The 19,482-nt window shown below is 69.0% G+C and carries 17 protein-coding genes; 8 read left to right on the top strand and 9 right to left on the bottom strand.

What is annotated here, in order from left to right:
• Positions 1-18 precede the first annotated feature (18 nt).
• The 3 genes from C7416_RS10140 (at position 19) to C7416_RS10130 (ending at position 2,490) form a co-directional block, all read left to right on the top strand.
• Positions 19-1,035, top strand: a complete 1,017-nt coding sequence (locus C7416_RS10140; RefSeq protein ID WP_240988144.1) for a Bug family tripartite tricarboxylate transporter substrate binding protein — start codon at positions 19-21, stop codon at positions 1,033-1,035.
• A 289-nt stretch (positions 1,036-1,324) separates the two neighbouring features.
• Positions 1,325-2,098: an SDR family NAD(P)-dependent oxidoreductase gene (locus C7416_RS10135; protein WP_111518737.1), complete on the top strand. Its 774-nt coding sequence runs from the start codon at positions 1,325-1,327 to the stop codon at positions 2,096-2,098.
• 50 nt (positions 2,099-2,148) lie between these two features.
• Complete coding sequence (locus C7416_RS10130; RefSeq protein WP_111518735.1) at positions 2,149-2,490, top strand: carboxymuconolactone decarboxylase family protein; 342 nt, start codon at positions 2,149-2,151, stop codon at positions 2,488-2,490.
• A 74-nt stretch (positions 2,491-2,564) separates the two neighbouring features.
• Here C7416_RS10130 and gcvA read toward each other — a convergent pair whose 3' ends face one another.
• Together gcvA and C7416_RS10120 are read right to left on the bottom strand one after the other, a co-directional pair.
• Positions 2,565-3,482: a transcriptional regulator GcvA gene (gene gcvA / locus C7416_RS10125; protein WP_111518733.1), complete on the bottom strand. Its 918-nt coding sequence runs from the start codon at positions 3,480-3,482 to the stop codon at positions 2,565-2,567.
• A gap of 154 nt (positions 3,483-3,636) precedes the next feature.
• The gene (locus C7416_RS10120; protein ID WP_373424925.1) at positions 3,637-4,596 is read right to left on the bottom strand and encodes a hypothetical protein; all 960 of its coding nucleotides are present in this window, start codon (positions 4,594-4,596) and stop codon (positions 3,637-3,639) included.
• 383 nt (positions 4,597-4,979) lie between these two features.
• Between C7416_RS10120 and C7416_RS10115 the strand changes: the two genes are divergently transcribed.
• Positions 4,980-5,411 (top strand): hypothetical protein, encoded by a 432-nt coding sequence (locus C7416_RS10115; protein ID WP_111518731.1) that lies wholly within the window; start codon positions 4,980-4,982, stop codon positions 5,409-5,411.
• Between the two features lie 67 nt (positions 5,412-5,478).
• Here C7416_RS10115 and C7416_RS10110 read toward each other — a convergent pair whose 3' ends face one another.
• The 3 genes from C7416_RS10110 to C7416_RS10100 all read right to left on the bottom strand — a co-directional run bounded on the left by C7416_RS10110 (position 5,479) and on the right by C7416_RS10100 (position 8,712).
• Positions 5,479-5,766: a helix-turn-helix domain-containing protein gene (locus tag C7416_RS10110; RefSeq protein ID WP_092308394.1), complete on the bottom strand. Its 288-nt coding sequence runs from the start codon at positions 5,764-5,766 to the stop codon at positions 5,479-5,481.
• 206 nt (positions 5,767-5,972) lie between these two features.
• On the bottom strand, positions 5,973-8,231 hold the full coding sequence (locus C7416_RS10105) for a xanthine dehydrogenase family protein molybdopterin-binding subunit (protein ID WP_111518729.1): 2,259 nt from the start codon (positions 8,229-8,231) through the stop codon (positions 5,973-5,975).
• 16 nt (positions 8,232-8,247) lie between these two features.
• Complete coding sequence (locus tag C7416_RS10100; RefSeq protein WP_111518727.1) at positions 8,248-8,712, bottom strand: (2Fe-2S)-binding protein; 465 nt, start codon at positions 8,710-8,712, stop codon at positions 8,248-8,250.
• Positions 8,713-9,032: 320 nt separating this feature from the next.
• On the opposite strand from C7416_RS10100, the gene C7416_RS10095 reads away from it, so the two are divergent.
• Positions 9,033-10,136, top strand: coding sequence for an acyltransferase family protein (locus C7416_RS10095; RefSeq protein WP_111518718.1), 1,104 nt, complete (start codon positions 9,033-9,035; stop codon positions 10,134-10,136).
• Here C7416_RS10095 and C7416_RS10090 read toward each other — a convergent pair.
• Both C7416_RS10090 and C7416_RS10085 read right to left on the bottom strand, forming a co-directional pair.
• Positions 10,133-11,020, bottom strand: coding sequence for a c-type cytochrome (locus C7416_RS10090; protein WP_111518716.1), 888 nt, complete (start codon positions 11,018-11,020; stop codon positions 10,133-10,135). The two genes, C7416_RS10095 and C7416_RS10090, sit on opposite strands and share 4 nt — an antisense overlap.
• Before the next feature lie 98 nt (positions 11,021-11,118).
• Positions 11,119-11,517: a nuclear transport factor 2 family protein gene (locus tag C7416_RS10085; protein ID WP_111518714.1), complete on the bottom strand. Its 399-nt coding sequence runs from the start codon at positions 11,515-11,517 to the stop codon at positions 11,119-11,121.
• Between the two features lie 352 nt (positions 11,518-11,869).
• Between C7416_RS10085 and C7416_RS10080 the strand changes: the two genes are divergently transcribed.
• Positions 11,870-15,250 (top strand): diguanylate cyclase, encoded by a 3,381-nt coding sequence (locus C7416_RS10080; RefSeq protein ID WP_111519050.1) that lies wholly within the window; start codon positions 11,870-11,872, stop codon positions 15,248-15,250.
• A 113-nt stretch (positions 15,251-15,363) separates the two neighbouring features.
• Positions 15,364-16,065, top strand: a complete 702-nt coding sequence (gene hutC, locus C7416_RS10075; protein WP_172582611.1) for a histidine utilization repressor — start codon at positions 15,364-15,366, stop codon at positions 16,063-16,065.
• Between the two features lie 58 nt (positions 16,066-16,123).
• Here hutC and C7416_RS10070 read toward each other — a convergent pair whose 3' ends face one another.
• On the bottom strand, positions 16,124-17,206 hold the full coding sequence (locus C7416_RS10070) for an SRPBCC domain-containing protein (protein ID WP_111518712.1): 1,083 nt from the start codon (positions 17,204-17,206) through the stop codon (positions 16,124-16,126).
• Positions 17,203-17,586 carry an ArsR/SmtB family transcription factor gene (locus tag C7416_RS10065; protein WP_111518710.1) on the bottom strand — a complete coding sequence of 128 codons (384 nt, stop codon included), beginning with the start codon at positions 17,584-17,586 and terminating at the stop codon, positions 17,203-17,205. The genes C7416_RS10070 and C7416_RS10065 overlap by 4 nt, the downstream gene beginning before the upstream one ends.
• Positions 17,587-17,745: 159 nt before the next feature.
• Between C7416_RS10065 and hutU the strand changes: the two genes are divergently transcribed.
• A complete protein-coding gene (gene hutU, locus C7416_RS10060) occupies positions 17,746-19,431 on the top strand; it encodes a urocanate hydratase (protein ID WP_111518708.1) in 1,686 nt (561 codons plus the stop codon).
• Positions 19,432-19,482: the final 51 nt, after the last annotated feature.

Raw genomic sequence — 19,482 nt, 5'->3', positions numbered from 1 at the left:
CGACACAGGAGACAAGCCATGACCCCGAAACGGAACCTGGATACATCCACGATGCCGATCCTTGCCAGGCGCGCCGTGCTCGCCGCCTTCGGCTGTGCGCTGGCACTGCCCGGCCTCGGCTGGGCGCAAGCGAGCGAGTACCCGAAGCCGGGTGCGATGCTGCGGTACGTCGTGCCCTTCCCGCCTGCAGGCCTGACCGATGTCATGGCACGCCTGGTCGCGCAGCAGCTCGGCGAGCGCTGGAAGGCCAACGTCATCGTGGAGAACAAGCCGGGGGCCAACGCCATGCTGGGAGCGGAGACCGCAGCCCGCGCTGCACCCGACGGCCATACGCTGCTCGCGGTCAACATGACGCATTCGGTCAACGCAACGCTGTTCCGCGGCAGGTTAAAACTGAATTTCGACAAAGACCTGAAGCCTGTCGCCCTGCTGGCAGGCACGCCGATTCTTGTCGTGGTGCCCGCCGACAGCAAGATCCAGTCTCTCGCTGACCTCGTGGCCGCGGCAAAATCCAGGGCCCTCAACGCCGGCTCGAGCGGTGTCGGCACACCCTCGCACATGTCGCTGGCACTGTTCAACCAGCTCAATGGCACCAGGATCCTGCACGTGCCCTATAAGGGCGGCGCGGCTTCGCTGACCGACCTGATGGGCGGCCAGCTCGACGTCATCTTCAGCAACTTCCCCGAATCGCTGCCGTTCGTGAAGTCCGGCAAGCTTCGCGCCATCGCCATTGCCAGTGCCCAGCGCAATCCGCAGGTGCCGAACGTACCGACGACCGCGGAAGGAGGAATGCCAAAGCTGAACGTCGAGCAATGGACCGCCGTGATGGTACCGGGTGCGACCCCGGACGCGATCGTGCAAAAGCTCGGCGGCGAGCTGGTGCGCATCATGTCGACACCGGACGTGGCCAACAAGGCACGGGAGCTTGGCTTCCGGGTCGATCCGCGCGGCCCACGCGAGTTTGCCGCGTTCTGGCACAGCGAAGTCCAGCGTTGGCGCACCGTGGTCGAATCGGCGGGCATTACGCCGGAATAATGTCGAAACCGGCATGGGGCTCCGGCCCCGTGCCGCATCGATATCTCCAGCGCCTCGCCCTCCCGCTTCCGGTTCGGCCTCCCCGACCTGAAGTCGAGTGCTATTCAACAAAAGAAAAACTTTCTCACCCGCACACATTATCTCGTTTGCCCGCTCGCGCGAAATCACCAAAAATTCTCGTCATGCAGTGTTCTGCTGACGCTTGAACCAAGGCCAGCCCGGCCTTGAAACGCGAAGATTTTGTTCCACCACCAAGCGTCCTCACAGACTTTGAACGGAGTGATGCGATATGAGCAACGAATTTGCAGGTAAGAAGCTTCTGGTCGTAGGCGGCACGAGCGGCATGGGGCTGGAAACGGCGCGCATGGTGCTGGCCCAGGGCGGCAGCGCCGTCATCATCGGCAACCGCCCGGAGAAGACCGAAGAGGCGCGCAAGGAGCTGGCTGCCCTCGGCAACGTGTGGGCGCTGACCGCCGACCTGTCGAGCGACGCCGGGCTGGCCGCGCTGCTGAAGGCCCTCGACGAAGCGCACCGGGACATTGATCTGCTGGTCAACGCCGCAGGCGTGTTCTTCCCGAAGCCCTTCCTGGAGCATGAGGACGCGGATTACGACCAGTACATGAAGCTGAACAAGGCGTTCTTCTTCGTGACGCAGAAGGTCGCCGCGAACCTGGTTGCCGCCGAGCGTCCGGGCGCGATCGTCAACATCGGCTCGATGTGGGCAAAGCAAGCCATCGCCGCAACGCCGTCGTCCGCGTACTCGATGGCCAAGGCCGGCCTGCACTCGCTGACGCAGCACCTCGCGATGGAGCTCGCCCCCAGGCGTATCCGTGTCAACGCGGTATCGCCCGCGGTGGTCCAGACGCCGATCTATGAAGGCTTCATCCCCAAGGCCGAAGTCCACAGTGCGCTGCAGGGCTTCAACAGCTTCCACCCAATCGGCCGTGTGGGCACGCCGCGCGATGTGGCCGAGGCCATCGTCTTCCTGCTTTCGGACAAGGCGGGCTGGGTCACCGGCGCCATCTGGGACGTGGACGGCGGCGTGATGGCCGGCCGGAACTAAGGCTCGACTGGCAAGCGTCACCACCATCCCACTCAACCGGAACGACCACCATGATGAAAGACTGGAATGCCTATCGCGACGCCCTGCTGGCGCGCGTGGGCGAGTTCGCCCAACAAAGCCCTGATGTCATCCGCGGCTTGCAGACGATCGACAACGCAGCCGCCAAGACCGGCCACCTCGAGCCCAAGATGCATGAGCTGATTGCGCTGGCCGTGGCCGTGACCACACGGTGCGACGGCTGCATCTCGGTGCACAGCAAGAAGGCCGTCGAGCATGGCGCCACGCTGGGCGAAATCTCGGAAGCGCTGGGTGTTGCGGTCGCGCTGAACGCGGGTGCCGCACTGACCTACTCGGCGCGCGTGCTGGATGCGCACGCACAACTGACGAAGTAACCCACGACGCGCTCTGGCCCGACCTGGTGGCGAGCCAGAGCGCGTGTCACAAGCCGCGGGCCGTCATGCCGGCTTTACTTCGCCGCGGCAGCCACTTCCGCGAACAGCCAGTCGCGAAACGCCGCCAGCCTCGGCAGGCTCGCACACTCCGGACGATATACGACGTAATAGGCCAGTGCCGACAGGCATTCGATATCCGGAAATAGCCGCACCAGCCGGCCCGACACCAGATCGTCCCTCGCCATGACGCTGCGGCCGAGTGCGACGCCATGGCCATCGATCGCCGCCTGCAAGACCGCCGCCGAGTTGTTGATCCGCATGCCGCGCTTGACTTCAACGCCATCGACGCCCGCTGCCGCAAGCCATGCACTCCATGAGGCAAAGCCGGCGTGACTCGGGACCGAGAGGTCATGGATCAGCGTGACGCCGGCAAGATCGGCAGCCTTGCGGACACGTTTGCTGCGGGCATAGTCAGGCGAGCAGACCGGATAGATCTGCTCGTCCATCAGCTTCTCCGCCGCAACGTCGGGCCATTGCCCCGCGCCATAACGGACGCCGATATCGATGCCATGCGTGGCGAAATCCAGGGGCTTGAGATTGGTGTCGAGGCGCACGTCGGTATCCGGCCATCGGGCCTGGAAGCGTTCGATGCGCGGCAGCAGCCATTTGGCGGCAAAGGCGGGGCTGGTGGTCACCGTCAGGATCCCGTTGGCCGACCCTTCCTTCAACCGGTCCAGGCCGACGGCAAGCCGGTCCAGGCCGGAGCGGATGTCGGGCAGCGCCCGCTCCGCGACTTCGGTCGGAATCAGGCGCGTGCGCCCCCTGGCCTGGCGGTGGAACAGCGGCGTACCGAGCCAGTCTTCGAGGCTGCGCACCAGCTGGCCGATCGCGGCGGGTGTCACGTTCAGTTCGGCGGCAGCGGCCGAAAAGCTCTGGTGCCGGGCACTGGCTTCAAAGGCGCGCAGGGCGTTCAGATAGACGGGCGACTTCATGGCGGGATAGTTTTCCTTGACTTTCCGGAAGCCTAGCACGGGCCCGGCCGCACTGTTTCCGGCGAGTTTTCCGCCCTCTTATCGCTGCATTTCGCGCATCGTTGCCGCATGCCGTGCGGCCTGAACAGACAGATTTTCTTCCAGGCGGAGCACGCTAGAAGCTCGCGGCGAGTCCGAACGACACGCCCGAGACGCCATTCCCGAAGACGTAGCGGACCACCGCGCGGATCCGGGTCACGAACACTTCGTGGGCGCTGGTGTCGAGTTCCAGGCCGGTGCCCAGCGTGGTGAGGTAGTTGAACCCCAGCGCCCCGGCCTGGTTGCCGAGGTAATGCGAGTGCGACAGCTCCAGCACGTAGCGCACCGGCCGGTCGAGCGCGCGCAGCCCCGTTGGCGCGCGCCAGCGCGCGTACAGGCTGGCGGTCTGCGCGACGGACGAGGCCTCCAGGCCTGACGAGTCGCCGAAGCTGCGCAGGTAGATGTTGGTATAGCGCAGCTCGACGTCGATATCGCGGTTGTCGCGGTGGCTTTCCCAGTCGAGCATCACCGATCCGCCCAGGCCATAGGCATTCATGGCGCCGTCGTCGAGGAAGGCGATGTCGTGGTCGGTCTTGTGCTCGACCGCGAACTGGGCGATGGAAAGATCGCTGGCGACGCGGCCGAGCGAAGCGTTGAAGATGGGGCGGAACACCAGCTCCTTGCTGGGGATCAGCGGAAAATCCCAGCCGACGCCAACGGTGCCGGCGAAGGTGTTCCACTTGGCCGGCAGCTTGCGCGATTCCAGCCCGTTGGAGGCGACAAAGGCGGGATCGTAGCGGTTGTAGGCGATCGACCCTTCCAGATAGAGCGGAAACGACTGGCTCAGCGTAAAGCCCCCGCCGAGCTGCCACAGGGTCAGGTCGGGGTTGTCGGTGCTGGCACTGCTGATCGAAAGCGAGCTGGACGCCAGGTCCGGTACCACCGCAAACGACATCAGCGTCAGCACCGCACTGGCGTGCTTCTGCACATTGGTGCCGACCACGCGAAACGGCGGCTCCGTCTGCGCCAGCGCGGGCACCGGCGCGGCCGCAAGGCCGGCCAGCAACGTCAACACCAGGGCGCCTTGCGCTCGCATCGATTCCCTCATCCGGTCTCAGGCCATTGCACGCTACGTCAGCATCGTGACAACACCGTCATCGGCAGCTGGTCCAGGCTGGTGGACCGCGGCGTCACGCTTTCTGGGGGCCATGGTGGCGGAAGTGCCGCGTCGGCAGAAGTGAATCTTCTTGCCACGGAATTAAAGGAAATGAAAGTTGCCTGAAACCGGCGTGCGCGGCCGCGACGGCGCGCTTGTAGGAGCAATTCCGGCGTCTCATCGGCGCCTGCCCGACAGCGCCAGGCCGGGCTGCTGCCTAGACTGGCCTTGTCGCCGCAGGTCCGCCAGGCGGGCATGTGCGGCATACGGCGCGCCGGGCCCCGACCGGCCGGCGCTTCCGACCCTAACCCTGGAGGTATTCCATGGATCCGAAACAACCCGCTCGCCATACCCGAATCGCCAGCGTGATTGCGGCAGGCCTGGCAGGCCTCAGCTGCGCCGCGGCCATCGCGCAGACCGCCACGCCTGCTACCCCCGCCACGCCGGCAACCCCAGCCGCGCAGGGCCTGCCGGCAACGCCCGCAACCCCTGCAACGCCTGCCGTGCCGGCCACCGCGGCCAGCCCCGCCGGCCAGGGCACCGCGCCCGGCGTGACCCAGATCCAGCCGCCGAAGGACCCGCTGGTCGAGCGCCGCGAGGCACGCCGCGAGGCCGCCGCCGAATACAAGGCGAAGAAAAAGGCCGCCAAGGGCGAATACAAGGACGAAGTCGGCGCTGCCAAGCAGGAACGCAAGGTCGAGAACAAGGCTGCGGACGCAGCGGCGCGCCAGGAAATGGCTGCACCCAAGCAGTGACGCAGCGGTCGCGGCGCACACCGCCGCACCAATGCAAACGGGCCCCGCGGGGCCCGTTTTTGCCGTGTCAGTCGGCCAGTCCGCTGGCGTCGATATAACCAAGCGCTTCGGTAACGGCACGCCGCGCCTTCAGCACATAGCAAACCCGCCGCTCCTGGATCGACAGCGCCAGCACGTCGGCCTGCACCAGCTCCGAGAACACATGGCCGGCGCGCCCCAGGCTCAGTCGCGCCACCTGCGCCAGATCGGTGGCCGGCAGCCCGGCCTCGCCGGCTTCGAGCAGCGCGCGGCAGATGCGGATGCGGGCGGGTTCGGTCATCAGCGCCAGCGTCAGCGTACTTTCCTGGGTCTCCATGATCACACCTCGGTCTCCGGGCACGGCACCCGGGCCGGGGGATACACGGCGGCGGGGGCGATGCGGGGGGGTCACTCTTGCCGCGCAGCCTGGCGCGCGCGGTTTTCCCCGTTCTACGCGGCTCGCCCCGCAAAGGCAATAGGGTCCTGCCACGGCCGGGCGGACACTGGCGCGATTACAACAGCGCCAGTGCCGCGCGGCCGCGCTCAGGCCATCACAAACGGCAATTGCCGCTGGCGCTTGCCGGTCAGCGTGAACAATGCGTTGGCCACCGCCGGCGCGATCGGCGGCACGCCGGGTTCGCCCAGCCCGGTGGGGTTGTCCTGCGACGGCACGAAGAACACGTCCACCACCGGCGCGTCGGTGATGCGCGGCGGCGGATAGTCCGGGAAGTTGCTGTTCTTCACCGCGCCGTTCTCGATCTCGATGGCAAACCCCGGCCGGGTCATGGCCAGCCCGAACACGCACGCACCCTGGACCTGGGCCTCGGCCGACAACGGGTTGACCACGCGGTTGGCATGCACGCCGGCGGTGACGCGATGCACGCGCGGTTCGCCCTTCACCAGCGAGACATCGACCACATAGGCCACCACGGTGCTGAACGACTCATGCACCGCCACGCCCCAGGCATGCCCCTTGGGCAGCTTGCGCTTGCCGTAGCCGGACTTGTCCACGGCCAGCTGCAGCGCGGCGCGATGGCGCGCGTGCTTCTTCTCGTCGAGCCGCGCCAGGCGGAAGGCCACCGGGTCCTGCTTGGCGGCGGCGGCCATCTCGTCGGCCAGCGTTTCCTTGACGAAGGCGGTGTGCGTATTGCCGACCGAGCGCCACCACAGCACCGGCACGTCCACCTGCGGGTGGTGCACCGACATCTGCAGCGGCAGGTCGTAGTCGTTCTCGACGATGCCTTCGGTCATGGTGGCGTCGACGCCGTTCTTGACCATGAAGGGCTCGAACGGCGTGCCCTTCAGGATCGACTGGCCGACGATGGTGTGCTGCCAGCCGACCACCTTGCCCTGCGCGTCCAGGCCGATGCGGGCGCGGTGCAGGTGCAGCGGACGGTAGTAGCCGCCGCGGATATCGTCCTCGCGGCTCCACACCACCTTGAGCGGCTCGGTGTGGCCGGCGGCGACCCACGCCTTGAGCACGTTGGCCGCTTCGACGATGTAGTCGGAGGTCGGCACCGCGCGCCGGCCGAAGCCGCCGCCGGCCATCATGGTGTTGAGCACCACCTTGTCCGGCGCCAGCCCGAGCGTGCGCGCCACCGCGGCCTGGTCGACGGTCTGGAACTGCGAGCCCACCCAGACCTTGACCGACTGCACCTTGCCGCCGGCCACCTCGGGCTGCAGCGTGCAGTTCAGCGGCTCCATCGGCGCGTGCGCCAGGTACGGAAAGCGGAAGTCGGCCTCGATCTTGCGCGGGGCGCCGTTGATGGCAGCGGCGATATTGCCCTCGCCCGCGCGCGCGACGGTGCCTGGCTGGCCGGCCAGCTTCGCGTATTCATCGAACAAGGCCTGCGACGAGACTTTCGAGCCGGCGTCCTCCCACTGGACCTCGAGCGCATCGCGGCCCATCTTGGCGGGCCAGTAGCCGCTGGCGATCACGGCCACGCCGCTGCCGCCGCGGTCGACCGGCACCTGCAGCACGCCGCGCACGCCCGGCACCGCTCGCGCCTTGTCGGCGCTGAAGCTCTTGACCTTGCCGCCGAAGCGCGGCGGCCGCGCCACCACCGCCACCACCATGCCCTTGAGCTGGGTGTCGATGCCGAACGGCGTGGTCGCTTCCATCTTGCCGCGCGCATCCAGCCGCGGCGTGGGCTTGCCGACGATGCGGAACTGCGCCGGGTCCTTCAGCGTGACCTGCTGCGGCACCGGCAGCTCCATCGCCGCCGGCGCCAGTTCGCCGAAGGTGGCGCGCTGGCTGCCGGACGTGATCACGCCCTGCTCGACCTTGCAGCTGGCCGGGTCGACCTTCCAGCGCTGCGCCGCGGCCGCGACCAGCATCGCGCGGGCGCGCGCGCCGAGTTCGCGGTACTGCTGGAACGAGTGGTTCAGCGCGGTGGAACCGCCGGTCATCTGCATGCCGAAGCCAGGGTCCTTGTACGGATCGCCGGCCGGGGCCAGTGCCGCGCGCACGTTGCGCCAGTCGGCATCCAGCTCTTCGGCCAGCGCCATCGGCAGCGCGGTATGCACGCCCTGGCCGAATTCGAGCCGGTTCACCGCCACGGTCACGGTGTTGTCCGGCGCGATGATCAGGAACGCCTGCGGCGCTGCCGGCGGTGCCTTGGGCTTGGCGCCCTCTTGGGCCTGCGCCAGCGGTGCCACGCCCAGCGCCAGCCCCCCGCCGGCCAGGCCGGTCAGTTTCAAGAAACTGCGGCGGTCGAGCGTCGCCACGCCGGCGTCGCCACGCGCTTCGCCGCTATTGCCTGCCTGGCCGCCGGCCAGGGCTTCGATGCCTCGGATACGCATATCGGTTCGCTCCCGCTCAGGCCAGCGCACGGGCGGCGTCTTTGATCGCCGCGCGGATGCGCTGGTACGTGCCGCAGCGGCACAGGTTGCCGGCCATGGCCTGGTCGATGTCGGCGTCGGTGGGCCGCGGCTTGCTGCGCAGCAGGCCGACGGCGCTCATCACCTGCCCGTTCTGGCAGTAGCCGCACTGGGCGACATCGTGCTTGAGCCAGGCGTCCATCACGGCGCGCCCGATGCGGTCGCTGCCGATGCCTTCGATGGTGGTGATGCGCGCCCCGGCAACCGCCGAGGCCGGCGTCACGCAGCTGCGCGTGGCCTGGCCGTTGACGTGCACGGTGCAGGCACCGCACGCGGCCATGCCGCAGCCGAACTTGGTGCCGGTCATTTCAAGGTTGTCGCGCAGTGCCCACAGCAGCGGCGTGGACGGGTCCACGTCGACTTCACGGGTCTTGCCGTTGACGTTGATGGAGAGGGTGGTCATTTGGGGGACACTCCTTGGGTACGTTGCCCGCTGGTCATTGCCTGTGCGCCGCAGCCTGGCGCAACGGACAAGTGAGGATAGTGCAATTTGCGGCACCTTGCCGGAGGCTTTGCGCACTAACGTGCCCGTCAGCGCCGGTTGCACGAACTTTGTGCAACGAACGGCTGTCCCTCATGGATTGCCTTGCCATCCCGGCGGGATTCCGGTGTGGTCCGGTTCCCGCCGCTGAAACAGTGCCATCGACTATTCCAGAAAATTCGTTCCCCGCCGCCCGCACCGCCCGAGCACATAACACCGCTGCCACGCCCGGCACGGCCGCCTTGCCAGCGGCCCACACTCGCACCGCATCGTCACCTTCGATAGCGCGGCTCGACAGCATCCAGGCCCTGCGCGGACTGGCCGCCGCGCTGGTGGTGCTCTACCACTCCGGGCTCACGCTGGGCGGCACCAACGCGCCGGTGCTGAACTGGCTGACCCACAACGTGATCAAGCGCGGCCATGTCGGCGTCGACGTGTTCTTCGTCATCAGCGGCTTCATCATCGCCTGGGTCGCGGTGCTGGCCCGGCCCCGGCCGGAGCGGCCGCTCGGCTTCATGATCCGGCGCCTGTGCCGGCTGGCCCCGCCGTACTGGACCATGTCGGCCATCCATGCACTGCTGCTCAACCCGGTCACGCCGGCGCTGTTCGCCGCGTCGCTGGCATTCCTGCCGACTTCCACCGGCCATGCGCCCTACTACGGCTATCCGGCGCTGTACGTGGGTTGGTCGCTCAACTACGAGCTGGCGTTCTACGCGGTGTTTGCGCTGGGCTTGCTGCTCGCCGGGCGGCGCGCGCTGCTGGTGGTGCTGGGGGTGTTCGCGCTGTCCACGCTGGTGCTGCCGTGGTGGCGCTTCGGCACGCTGGTGGCCGATCCCGCCCAGGGCTATGCGTTCGCTTCACCGTGGCTGGCCATGGTCAGCAATCCGCTGGTGCTCGAATTCCTGCTGGGCTGCGGGCTGGCATGGGCCTACGCGCGCTGGCGCCACTTGCTGACGCCGGCACTGGCGCTGGCGCTGCTGGCCATCGGCAGCGCGGCGTTCGCGCTGTCGCTGCCGCTGGTCGGGCCGGATTTCAGCCTGGCGGGACGCGGCTTGCCCGCCGCGCTGCTGGTGGCCGGCGTGGTCGCCGCCGAGCACGCCGGCATGTTGCGCGTGCCGCGTGCGCTGATCTGGCTGGGCGAGCTGTCCTACGCCCTCTACCTGACCCACCCCACCGTGATCGAAGCGGTCAAGCGCCTGATGCCCGCGCTGCGCCCGGACCAGACGGGCATGCAGCTGCTGCGCTTTGCCATCGACGCCGGCCTGGCACTGGCACTGGCCTGGCTGCTGCACCGCTGGGTCGAGCTGCCCGGCATCGCGGCCGGGCGCCGTCTGGCACGCGGCTAGCGCTGCGGCAGGCCGGCCAGGAACAGGTACAGGGCGGTCAGCTCGGTATCGTTCATGCGCCCGAACGAATCGAACGGCATCACGCGGCTGAGCGTGCTGCCGTCGGGCCGCTTGCCGCTGCGCATCATCTCGATGAACGCGGCGGGCTCGCCGTAGCGGGCCATGGCGCCGCCAGGCACCGGGCGCAGGTCGGCGGCCGCGGGCCAGTCGGGCGGCGCCCCGGGGATCTTGCCGCCCCGGAACGCCGGCCCGTGGCAACCCAGGCAGACATTGGCCACATAGGCGCCATAGCGCGGCGTCGGCTCGGGCACCATCGCCGCCTGCGCCGGCAGGCTGTGGTCGATCTTGGACGCCGCGTCCTGCACCACCCCCACGCCATACAGCGCGCGCACCAGCCACGGCATGGTGATCTCGGCGGGCGCGCCCATCGCCGCGGGCAGGCTGCGCAGATAGCCGACCAGCGCGCCGAGGTCCTCGTCGCTGAGCCGGTTGTAGTCTTCGCTGGGCATGACCAGCAGCGGGCGCAGCGAGGGTGCCACGCCATGGCGGATGCTGCGGACCCAGTCCACTGGCTGGTAGGCGGCGATGGCCGGGTTGGCGCGGGTCAGGTCCGGCGCGCGCACGCGCAGGCCGCCGGGGTCGTCGATCACCTGCTTGCCGCCCCCGCCGGCGCCATGGCATTCCATGCAGCCGCGGGATTCATACAGGTACTTGCCGTGGGCGATGGACGCGGGGTCCTCGCGGATGGCGACGGGCGCAACCTGGACCTCGACCAGACGCTGCGCCTTGCGCTCGCCCACCCATGCCGCGCCGTACGCCGCCGCGGCGGCGACCACGGCCGTGCCCGCAAGCCCCCATGCCGCCATCCGCAGAATCCGCGCCATTTGCCTTCCCCTGTCCGCCGCACTGGATGCCGCAGCTTGCGGCCAGTGCCCCGGGGGCTGTCGGTGGGAAAGGCAACATAGCGCAGCGCCGGCGGCGCTCAGGCCAGCCCGGCCGGGGCGCGGTCGATAAAGCCGGTCATGCGCGCCAGCCGGCCATCGGCCGCCACCGTGGCAAAGTCGGTGCCGACCACCAGCGCGGCTTCGCCGGCGGGGCCCAGTTCCCAGGTAAAGCGCAGGTTTTCCCCGTGCGCATCGACCGGGCTGACGCGGGTGAAGCGGAAACCGGGAAACTTCGCCTGCACCGCGGCGATCATCGCGTCGATGCCGGCATGGCCATCGCCCCGCATCAGCGGATCCACATAGCAAGCCGTTTCCGTCCACGCCGTTGCGATCAGCTCGCGCCGGCGCGCGGCATCGGTCTCGTTCCAGGCGGCGAGGTAGCGGTCGGCAAGGGTGGCGGCGTGGTCGACCTGGAGGGACTGGATGGCAGCGGACATGGCGTTCTCCTTGGGGGTTGGTGGTCAGGCTCTCGGGGCCTGGCGTCAGGCCATGGCTGCATGATCGGCGCGGGGGCGCGGCGGCGCGATTACCGGGGAGGTTATCGACGCGGATACCGGCAGCGCGGACCCCTGCGCTTGCCGCCCTACCAAAAAATCGCCCCCAACACCAGAGGCAAGTAACCCCCCAACCTGCCCCCTGTCCTGCCGATGGCGACGCGCTTATCCTCGCTACATTGCCCCTACGCTGGGCGGCAGTCTGTCCGGGCGTTTCGGGGGCATGCCGCCGGGCGCGCCGGCCACGCCGCCTCCTTCCCACCCGCATCGCACCGCCTTTGCCTCGTTCTCGTCCATGACGCCCGATACGGCCCCGCCGATCCCTCCGGCCGCTTCAGCCCCTTCCGCCGCGCCGCGCCGCTGGCTGCCCTTGCTGCTGGCCGGCGCCTGCTATTTCGTGCTGGCGGCGGCGGCGCTGTGGCTGGCGCGGCTGCCCGGGAGCGTGGCCTCGGTGTGGCTGCCCAATGCGTTCGGGCTAGGCCTGCTGCTGCAGCGGCCGCGCGCGCAGGCGCCGTGGCTGCTGGCCGGCATGCTGGTGGCCAGCGTGATGGCCAACCTCGGTGCCGGCGACAGCCCCTTCACGGCGCTGATGCTGACCGGCGCCAACCTGGCCGAGATGCTGTCCGCGCTGCTGCTGTTGCGCCTGCTGGACCGGCATGGCGTGACCGGGCGCCACGGCCCGCTGGCCGCGTTCGCGGTGATGCTGGCGGTCGGCGGCATCCTGGCGCCGATGGTCGGCGCCACGGCCGGCGCCGCCGCCATTACCGCGGTCGCGGGCAGCCGCTTCGCACCGGTGTGGTGGACCTGGTGGCAGGCCAGCGCGCTGGGCATGGCGCTGCTGCTGCCGCTGATGCTGTCGATGACCGCGGTGCGCGTGCGCGCCGCCGCCGCGCGGCCGATGCTGGCGCCGCAGGCGGGCGCGCTGGCGCTGAGCCTGGCCATCGGCGCGTTCGCGCACTGGCAGGGCCACGACCCGTTCGCGGCGATGTCGCTGCCGCTGGTGCTGCTGGCGCTGGCCGGCAATCCGTTTGCGACCGCGCTGCTGGCGCTGGTGGCGACGCTGTGCCTGCAGGCGCTGATGCTGCTGTCGCACCGCCATGAAGCGGTGCCGCTGTCGGCCGCCGTGATCATGGTGCTGCCGGTCTGCATCGCCTACCTGACCGAGCAGAACCGGCACGGCCGCGCCAGCCTGCGCAGCAGCGACAAGCGCTTTCGCCAGGCCATGGAGCATTCGGCCATCGGCATGGCGCTGGTCGACATGGACGGCCGCTGGCAGACCGTCAACCGCGCCATGACCGAGCTGCTCGGCTACAGCGCGGCCGAACTGCGCGAGCTGAGCTACCAGCAACTGACCCACCCCGACGACCTGACCGGCGACCTGCGCCAGGTGGCCAACCTGTTGTCGGGCAAGGTCGAGGCCTATCGCCTGGAAAAGCGCTACCGCCACAAGGACGGCCACTACCGCTGGGTGTTGCTGGCGGTCTCGCTGGTTCGCGACGAGCAGACCGGCGAGCCCCAGCACTTCATCACGCAGGTGGAAGACATCCACGCGCGCAAGCTGGCGCAGCAAGAGCTGGAACGGTTGTCGCGGCGCATCCAGCTGGCGGTCGAGGCCGGCGGCGTGGGCATCTGGGAATGGGACCTGGCCAGCGCCGGCATCACCTGGGATGCGCGCATGCATGCGCTGCACGGTACCGACCCCGCCGGCGGCGCGCCGCTGTCGGAGCAATGGATCGCGCTGCTGCACCCCGACGATGCCAGCCGCGTGCGCGGCGAGATGCGCCGCGCCATCCGCGGCGAGGCCGCGTTCGACACCGAATACCGCATCGTGCGCCCCGGCGGCGAGGTGCGCCACGTGCGCGCCATGGCGATGGCGACCCGCGGCGACGACGGCACCGCCCGGGCGCTGGTCGGCACCAACTGGGACATCACCGAGCAGCGCCGGCTGACCGAGGCGCTGTTCGAGGAGAAGGAGCGCCTGCATATCACGCTGCGCTCGATCGGCGATGCGGTGATCTGCACCGACGCCACCATGCACGTGACCTTCATGAACCCGATCGCGGAACAGCTGACCGGCTGGACCATGGCTGCCGCCACCGGGCTGCCGCTGGAGCGGGTCTTCCGCATCGTCGACGAGAGCAGCGGCGAGCCCATTCCGAGCCCGGTCGAGGCCTGCCTGCGCACGCTGACGCCGGCCTACCTGCAGGAGGGCGCGGTGCTGCAGAGCCTGACCGGCGAGCGCCACGACGTGCAGGACTCGGCCGCGCCGGTACTGACGGCGCGCGGCGAGGTGCTGGGCGCGGTGCTGGTGTTCCAGGACATCACCGCAGCGCGCGCGCTGCAGCGCGAGCTGGCGCGCTCGGCCATGCACGATGCGCTGACCGGCCTGCCCAACCGCACCTGGTTCGAGAAGCGCCTGCGCGAGTCGTGCGACGCGGCGCGGCTGCATGGCCATCGCGCCGCGCTGTGCTTTATCGACCTGGACCGCTTCAAGATCGTCAACGACACCGCCGGCCATGGCGCCGGCGACGTGCTGCTGCGCGAACTGGGCTACCTGATCCGCAACCATGTGCGCCCGGACGACGTGCTGGCGCGCCTGGGCGGCGACGAGTTCGCGCTGCTGCTCAAGGACTGCACCGTGGACCAGGCCGAGCAGGTCTGCCAGGGCGTGATCGACGCCATCCGCGGGCGCCGCTTCCCGTGGGAGGGGCGCGTGTACGACGTCGGCGCCAGCATCGGCATCGCCGCCATCGACCTGGACGTGCCGCCGGTGAGCGAGCTGATGAGCCGCGCCGACGTGGCGTGTTATGCGGCCAAGGCCGCGGGCCGCAGCCGCGTCTCGGTGTACCGCCGCGACGAGAGCGACGCGCGCCGCCACCACCGCGAACTGGAAGTGGCCGCCGGCATCCACTCGGCGCTCGAGGCCAACCGCTTCCGCCTGTTTGCGCAGGAAATCCGCGCGCTGCAGCCGGAGCAGGACGACGCCAGCGGCGATCGCCATATCGAGATCCTGGTGCGCATGGTCGACGAGCACGGCGAGCTGATCCTGCCCGGCGCCTTCATTCCCGCGGCCGAGCGCTACGACCTGATGGGCCATGTCGACCGCTGGGTCATCCGCAACGTGCTGCGCGGCTACGGCGAACGGCTGGGCGCGGTGCCGGGGCTGTCGGTGTCGATCAACCTGTCGGCCAACTCGCTGGGCGAGCCCTTCCTGCTGCCGTTCCTGCATGCCGAACTTGAAGCCAGCGCCCTGCCCGCCAGCCGCATCCGGCTGGAGATCACCGAGACCGCGCTGATCAACAACATGGCTGCGGCCAACCGCCTGGTGGCGGAAATGCGGCGCGCCGGCTGCACCGTGTCGCTGGACGACTTCGGCTCGGGCCTGTCGTCGTTCGCTTACCTGAAGCAGTTTCCGGTGGACTTCCTCAAGATCGATGGCAGCTTTATCCGGCAGCTGGCCGATAACGCGGTGGACCGCGAGATCGTCAGCTCGATCAACGACATCGGCCACCGGCTGGGCGTGCGCACGGTGGCGGAGTGGGTCGAGGACGAACGCACCCTCGATGCGCTGCGCGCGATCGGCGTCGATTACGCGCAGGGCTATGCGATCGGACGGCCGGTGGCGCTGGACGTGTTCCTGGCCGGCTACGCGCAGCGCAACGCGCAGGCCTCATAGCCCGCCGGCCTGTCCACGCGGCGACCGTGATACATTCGGCGCCTGTCCGCGTGGTGGCCGCCGGCCGCCTGGCCGAAACCAAGGGGAACCCGTTGTCGCTCGTGTCCGACCCGATGCCGGCGCCGCTGTATGCGCGCGTCAAGCAGCACATCAGCAGCCGGATTGCTGACGGCAGCTGGCCGCCCCATCACCGCGTGCCGTCCGAGACCGAGCTGGTCGAAGCGCTCGGCGTCAGCCGCATGACCGTGCACCGCGCGCTGCGCGAGCTGACCGCCGAGGGCATGCTGGTGCGGCTGCAGGGCGTCGGCACCTTCGTCGCCGAGCCCAAGCGGCGCACCGCGCTGTACGCGGTCAACAATATCGCCGACGACATCGCCGCGCGCGGGCATCGCCATCGCGCCCGCGTGATCAGCCTCGCGGCCGAGCGCGCCGGCCCGGCGCAGGCCGCGGCGCTGGAGGTCGCGCTGGAGGCGCGGGTGTTCCATTCGGTGATCGTCCACTACGAGGACGACGTGGCCATCCAGCTGGAAGACCGCTATGTCAACGCCGTGGTCGCCCCCGACTACCTGGCGCAGGACTTCAGCAGCGAGACTCCTTACCAGTACCTGTCGCGCATCGCCCCGCTGACCGAGGGCGAGCATGTGGTCGAGGCCGTGCTGGCGCTGCCGGAAGAGTGCGAGCTGCTCGCCATCGAACGCGGCGAGCCGTGCCTGCTGATCCGCCGCCGCACCTGGTCCGCCGGGCGCGTGGTGACGTCGGTGCGGCTGGTGCATCCCGGTTCGCTGCATCGGCTGGAAGGCCGGTTCACGTCCTAGGCCTTGCTGCGGCCTGCACCGGGCCATCCTTTGGCGTCACCACGACACCCGCCGCGCCTCAGCCATGTTCCGGCTGCGTCGCTGCGAAGCTGGGCCGCTCGCGCATCGCCGCGTGCGCGCGCCGCACGTTCGGGCACTTCTCCAGTAAAGCTGCGCCCTCGGGGAACATGCCCACATAGGCGATGATTGGCGCCAGCAACAGGTCCGCCATAGACAGCGTCGCGCCCACCAGGTAGTTGCGGTCGCCGTACACCTGCTCGAGCACCCCGAGATGCCGGGCGATCTCCGGCAGCGCGGCGTCGATCACCGCGCGGTCCGGCTGGCCGTTTGGTCCCTTCGGAAAGATGTACTGCAGCACGTAGCGCCGGATCATCGCATCGTAGGCATGGGCGTTGATCAGGCTGATCCACTGCTCGCCGCGCGCCTGGGCCGAAGGCCGCCCCTGAGGCAGCAGGCTGGGCCCGTCGAAGGCATCGTCGATGTAGCCGAGGATGGCGCGGGTCTCGTAGAACGAGATCGGGCCATCGCACAGCACGGGGATGCGCCCGAACGGATTGAGCGCGAGCACTTCCGGCGCATGCGGCGGCAACGGCTTGAGCGTATAGGCCACGCCCTTTTCCGCGAGTGCCATGCGCACCGTGCGGCAATAGCTGCTGCGCGGATCGCCGAGCACCACCACCGTGGCCGCGCTGCCGTCCGGGTCCAGGTAGTCGACCAGTCGGTTGTACACCGACTGCCAGCCGGTGGCGTGGCCATCGCGCGACTGCGTGTCCGGGAAGCCGCTGTGCCGCATATGCAGGTGCGTGCCGCCCTCCTGCGCCGTCAGCGTGACCTCGATCAGCGTCCTGATATGCGGCGGCATGGGGCCGGCTTCGGCCTGCCACGTATAGGCGAGGAAGTCGGCGCGGGAAACTACCTGGTACTCGCCGTGCACGGCATGCCGGGCACCGTCGCGGCCAGCCATCACGATGCGGTATTTGCCGCCCACGCGGGCGTCGGCGCTGGCCTCGATCACCCCCATGCCGCGCGGGCAATGCCAGGCGGCCAGCGCCGCCTGGTCTGTGAACGCATCGAACACCTTCTCGCGCGGCGCGCGGATGAAGCGGGTCATTTCCAGATGAAAGCTAGCGGCTTCGGTCATGATTCGTTCCCTTGGTCCTTGGTTGCATGACCGGTGTCTGCGCCGACACCGGCGGCGTGGGTACGCTCGACAAATTCGACGAGGCGGTCCAGGTTGCCTTCCCAATGGCAGCGATAGGCCTCCAGCCAGTCGCGCGCGTCCCGCAGCGGATCCGCGCGCAGGTGGCAGATGCGCCAGCGCGCGCTGACCTCGCGCTCGATCAGCCCGGCGTCGGCCAGCACGCGCAAGTGCCGGGAGATCGCCGGGGCCGACATGGCGAACGGTCGCGCCAGCTCGCTGACCGGCGCATCCCCTTGTGCAAGCCGGGCAAGGATCGCGCGCCGGGTAGGGTCGGCCAGGGCGGCAAAGATGGTGGTAAGCGGATCGATGGGATGTGGCATGAAATCATTTAACTTATTGGTTAAATGAAAGTCAAGGCACGGCGTTGCGAGTCCCCGGGAATACCCTGATTTCTATGAACTTGTATATACAGGAATATACATGCCTATGCGTTGACCCAAAGCGCGCGTCCCAGACCTGCAAGACCGAAGGAGTTTCCCGTGACCCAGACCCCGACCCAACCCACCCGTTTCCGCGACACCGAGATCCGCGCCCCGCGCGGCACCACGCTGACGGCCAGGAGCTGGCTGACCGAAGCGCCGCTGCGCATGCTGATGAACAACCTCGACCCCGAGGTCGCGGAGAACCCGAAGGAACTGGTGGTCTACGGCGGCATCGGCCGCGCCGCCCGCAACTGGGAATGCTATGACCGCATCGTCGAGGCCCTGACGCGGCTCGAAGACGACCAGACCCTGCTGGTGCAATCGGGCAAGCCGGTCGGCGTGTTCCGCACCCACCGCGACGCCCCGCGCGTGCTGATCGCCAACTCCAACCTGGTGCCGCACTGGGCCAACTGGGAGCACTTCAACGAACTCGACGCCAGGGGCCTGGCCATGTATGGCCAGATGACCGCCGGCAGTTGGATCTACATCGGCAGCCAGGGCATCGTGCAGGGCACGTATGAAACCTTCGTCGAAGCCGGCCGCCAGCACTACGGTGGCGACCTGAAGGGGCGCTGGGTGCTGACCGCGGGCCTGGGCGGCATGGGCGGCGCGCAGCCGCTGGCGGCGACGTTGGCCGGCGCCTGCTCGCTCAATATCGAATGCCAGCAGAGCCGCATCGATTTCCGCCTGAAGACCCGCTATGTCGACGAGCAGGCCACCGACCTGGATGACGCGCTGGCCCGCATCGACCGCTACACCTCGCAAGGCAAGGCAATCTCGATCGCGCTGTGCGCCAACGCCGCCGAAGTGCTGCCCGAGCTGGTGCGCCGCGGCGTGCGCCCCGACATGGTCACCGACCAGACCAGCGCGCACGATCCGCTCAACGGCTACCTGCCGGCCGGCTGGAGCTGGGACGAATACCGCGAGCGCGCCCAGCGCGAGCCGGCCGTGGTGGTGAAGACCGCCAAGGCGTCGATGGCCGCGCATGTGCGCGCCATGCTGGACTTCCAGAAGCTGGGCGTGCCGACCTTCGACTACGGCAACAACATCCGCCAGATGGCCAAGGAAGAAGGCGTGGCCAATGCCTTCGACTTCCCCGGCTTCGTTCCCGCCTATATCCGTCCGCTGTTCTGCCGCGGCATCGGCCCGTTCCGCTGGGCCGCGCTGTCGGGCGATCCGCAGGACATCTACAAGACCGACGCCAAGGTCAAGGAACTGATTCCCGATGACGCGCACCTGCACCGCTGGCTCGACATGGCGCGCGAGCGCATCAGCTTCCAGGGCCTGCCGGCGCGCATCTGCTGGGTCGGCCTGGGCCTGCGCGCCAGGCTGGGCCTGGCGTTCAACGAGATGGTCCGCAGCGGCGAGCTGTCGGCGCCGGTCGTGATCGGCCGCGACCACCTGGACTCGGGTTCGGTCGCCAGCCCCAACCGCGAGACCGAGGCCATGCAGGATGGCTCCGACGCAGTGTCCGACTGGCCGCTGCTGAACGCGCTGCTGAACACCGCCAGCGGCGCCACCTGGGTCTCGCTGCACCACGGCGGCGGCGTGGGCATGGGCTTCTCGCAGCATTCCGGCGTGGTGATCGTGTGCGACGGCACCGACGAGGCTGCCGCGCGCATCGCCCGCGTGCTGCATAACGACCCCGCCACCGGCGTGATGCGCCATGCCGACGCCGGCTACCAGATCGCCGTCGACTGCGCGCGCGAGCAGGGCCTGGACCTGCCGATGCTGCACGACTGACCAGAGGCCACAAAACCTGATGTGTTCTCCCCTCTCCCACTAGCGTGGGAG

The organism is Cupriavidus phytorum (genome assembly GCF_003254285.1).
Taxonomy (GTDB): domain Bacteria; phylum Pseudomonadota; class Gammaproteobacteria; order Burkholderiales; family Burkholderiaceae; genus Cupriavidus; species Cupriavidus phytorum.
The sequence above is the reverse complement of the archived record's forward strand: the minus strand, read 5'-3'. Positions and strand labels throughout refer to the sequence as shown.

Excerpts from the sequence above, each read along its gene's own strand:
- C7416_RS10110 (WP_092308394.1), bottom strand. The coding sequence starts at position 5,766 with ATGGAGACCCAGGAAAGTACGCTGACGCTGGCGCTGATGACCGAACCC.
- C7416_RS10105 (WP_111518729.1), bottom strand. The coding sequence starts at position 8,231 with ATGCGTATCCGAGGCATCGAAGCCCTGGCCGGCGGCCAGGCAGGCAAT.
- hutC (WP_172582611.1), top strand. The coding sequence starts at position 15,364 with ATGCCGGCGCCGCTGTATGCGCGCGTCAAGCAGCACATCAGCAGCCGG.
- C7416_RS10115 (WP_111518731.1), top strand. The coding sequence starts at position 4,980 with ATGGATCCGAAACAACCCGCTCGCCATACCCGAATCGCCAGCGTGATT.
- gcvA (WP_111518733.1), bottom strand. The coding sequence starts at position 3,482 with ATGAAGTCGCCCGTCTATCTGAACGCCCTGCGCGCCTTTGAAGCCAGT.
- C7416_RS10085 (WP_111518714.1), bottom strand. The coding sequence starts at position 11,517 with ATGTCCGCTGCCATCCAGTCCCTCCAGGTCGACCACGCCGCCACCCTT.
- C7416_RS10080 (WP_111519050.1), top strand. The coding sequence starts at position 11,870 with ATGACGCCCGATACGGCCCCGCCGATCCCTCCGGCCGCTTCAGCCCCT.
- C7416_RS10065 (WP_111518710.1), bottom strand. The coding sequence starts at position 17,586 with ATGCCACATCCCATCGATCCGCTTACCACCATCTTTGCCGCCCTGGCC.
- C7416_RS10135 (WP_111518737.1), top strand. The coding sequence starts at position 1,325 with ATGAGCAACGAATTTGCAGGTAAGAAGCTTCTGGTCGTAGGCGGCACG.
- C7416_RS10070 (WP_111518712.1), bottom strand. The coding sequence starts at position 17,206 with ATGACCGAAGCCGCTAGCTTTCATCTGGAAATGACCCGCTTCATCCGC.
- C7416_RS10120 (WP_373424925.1), bottom strand. The coding sequence starts at position 4,596 with ATGCGAGCGCAAGGCGCCCTGGTGTTGACGTTGCTGGCCGGCCTTGCG.
- C7416_RS10140 (WP_240988144.1), top strand. The coding sequence starts at position 19 with ATGACCCCGAAACGGAACCTGGATACATCCACGATGCCGATCCTTGCC.
- C7416_RS10130 (WP_111518735.1), top strand. The coding sequence starts at position 2,149 with ATGATGAAAGACTGGAATGCCTATCGCGACGCCCTGCTGGCGCGCGTG.
- C7416_RS10100 (WP_111518727.1), bottom strand. The coding sequence starts at position 8,712 with ATGACCACCCTCTCCATCAACGTCAACGGCAAGACCCGTGAAGTCGAC.
- C7416_RS10090 (WP_111518716.1), bottom strand. The coding sequence starts at position 11,020 with ATGGCGCGGATTCTGCGGATGGCGGCATGGGGGCTTGCGGGCACGGCC.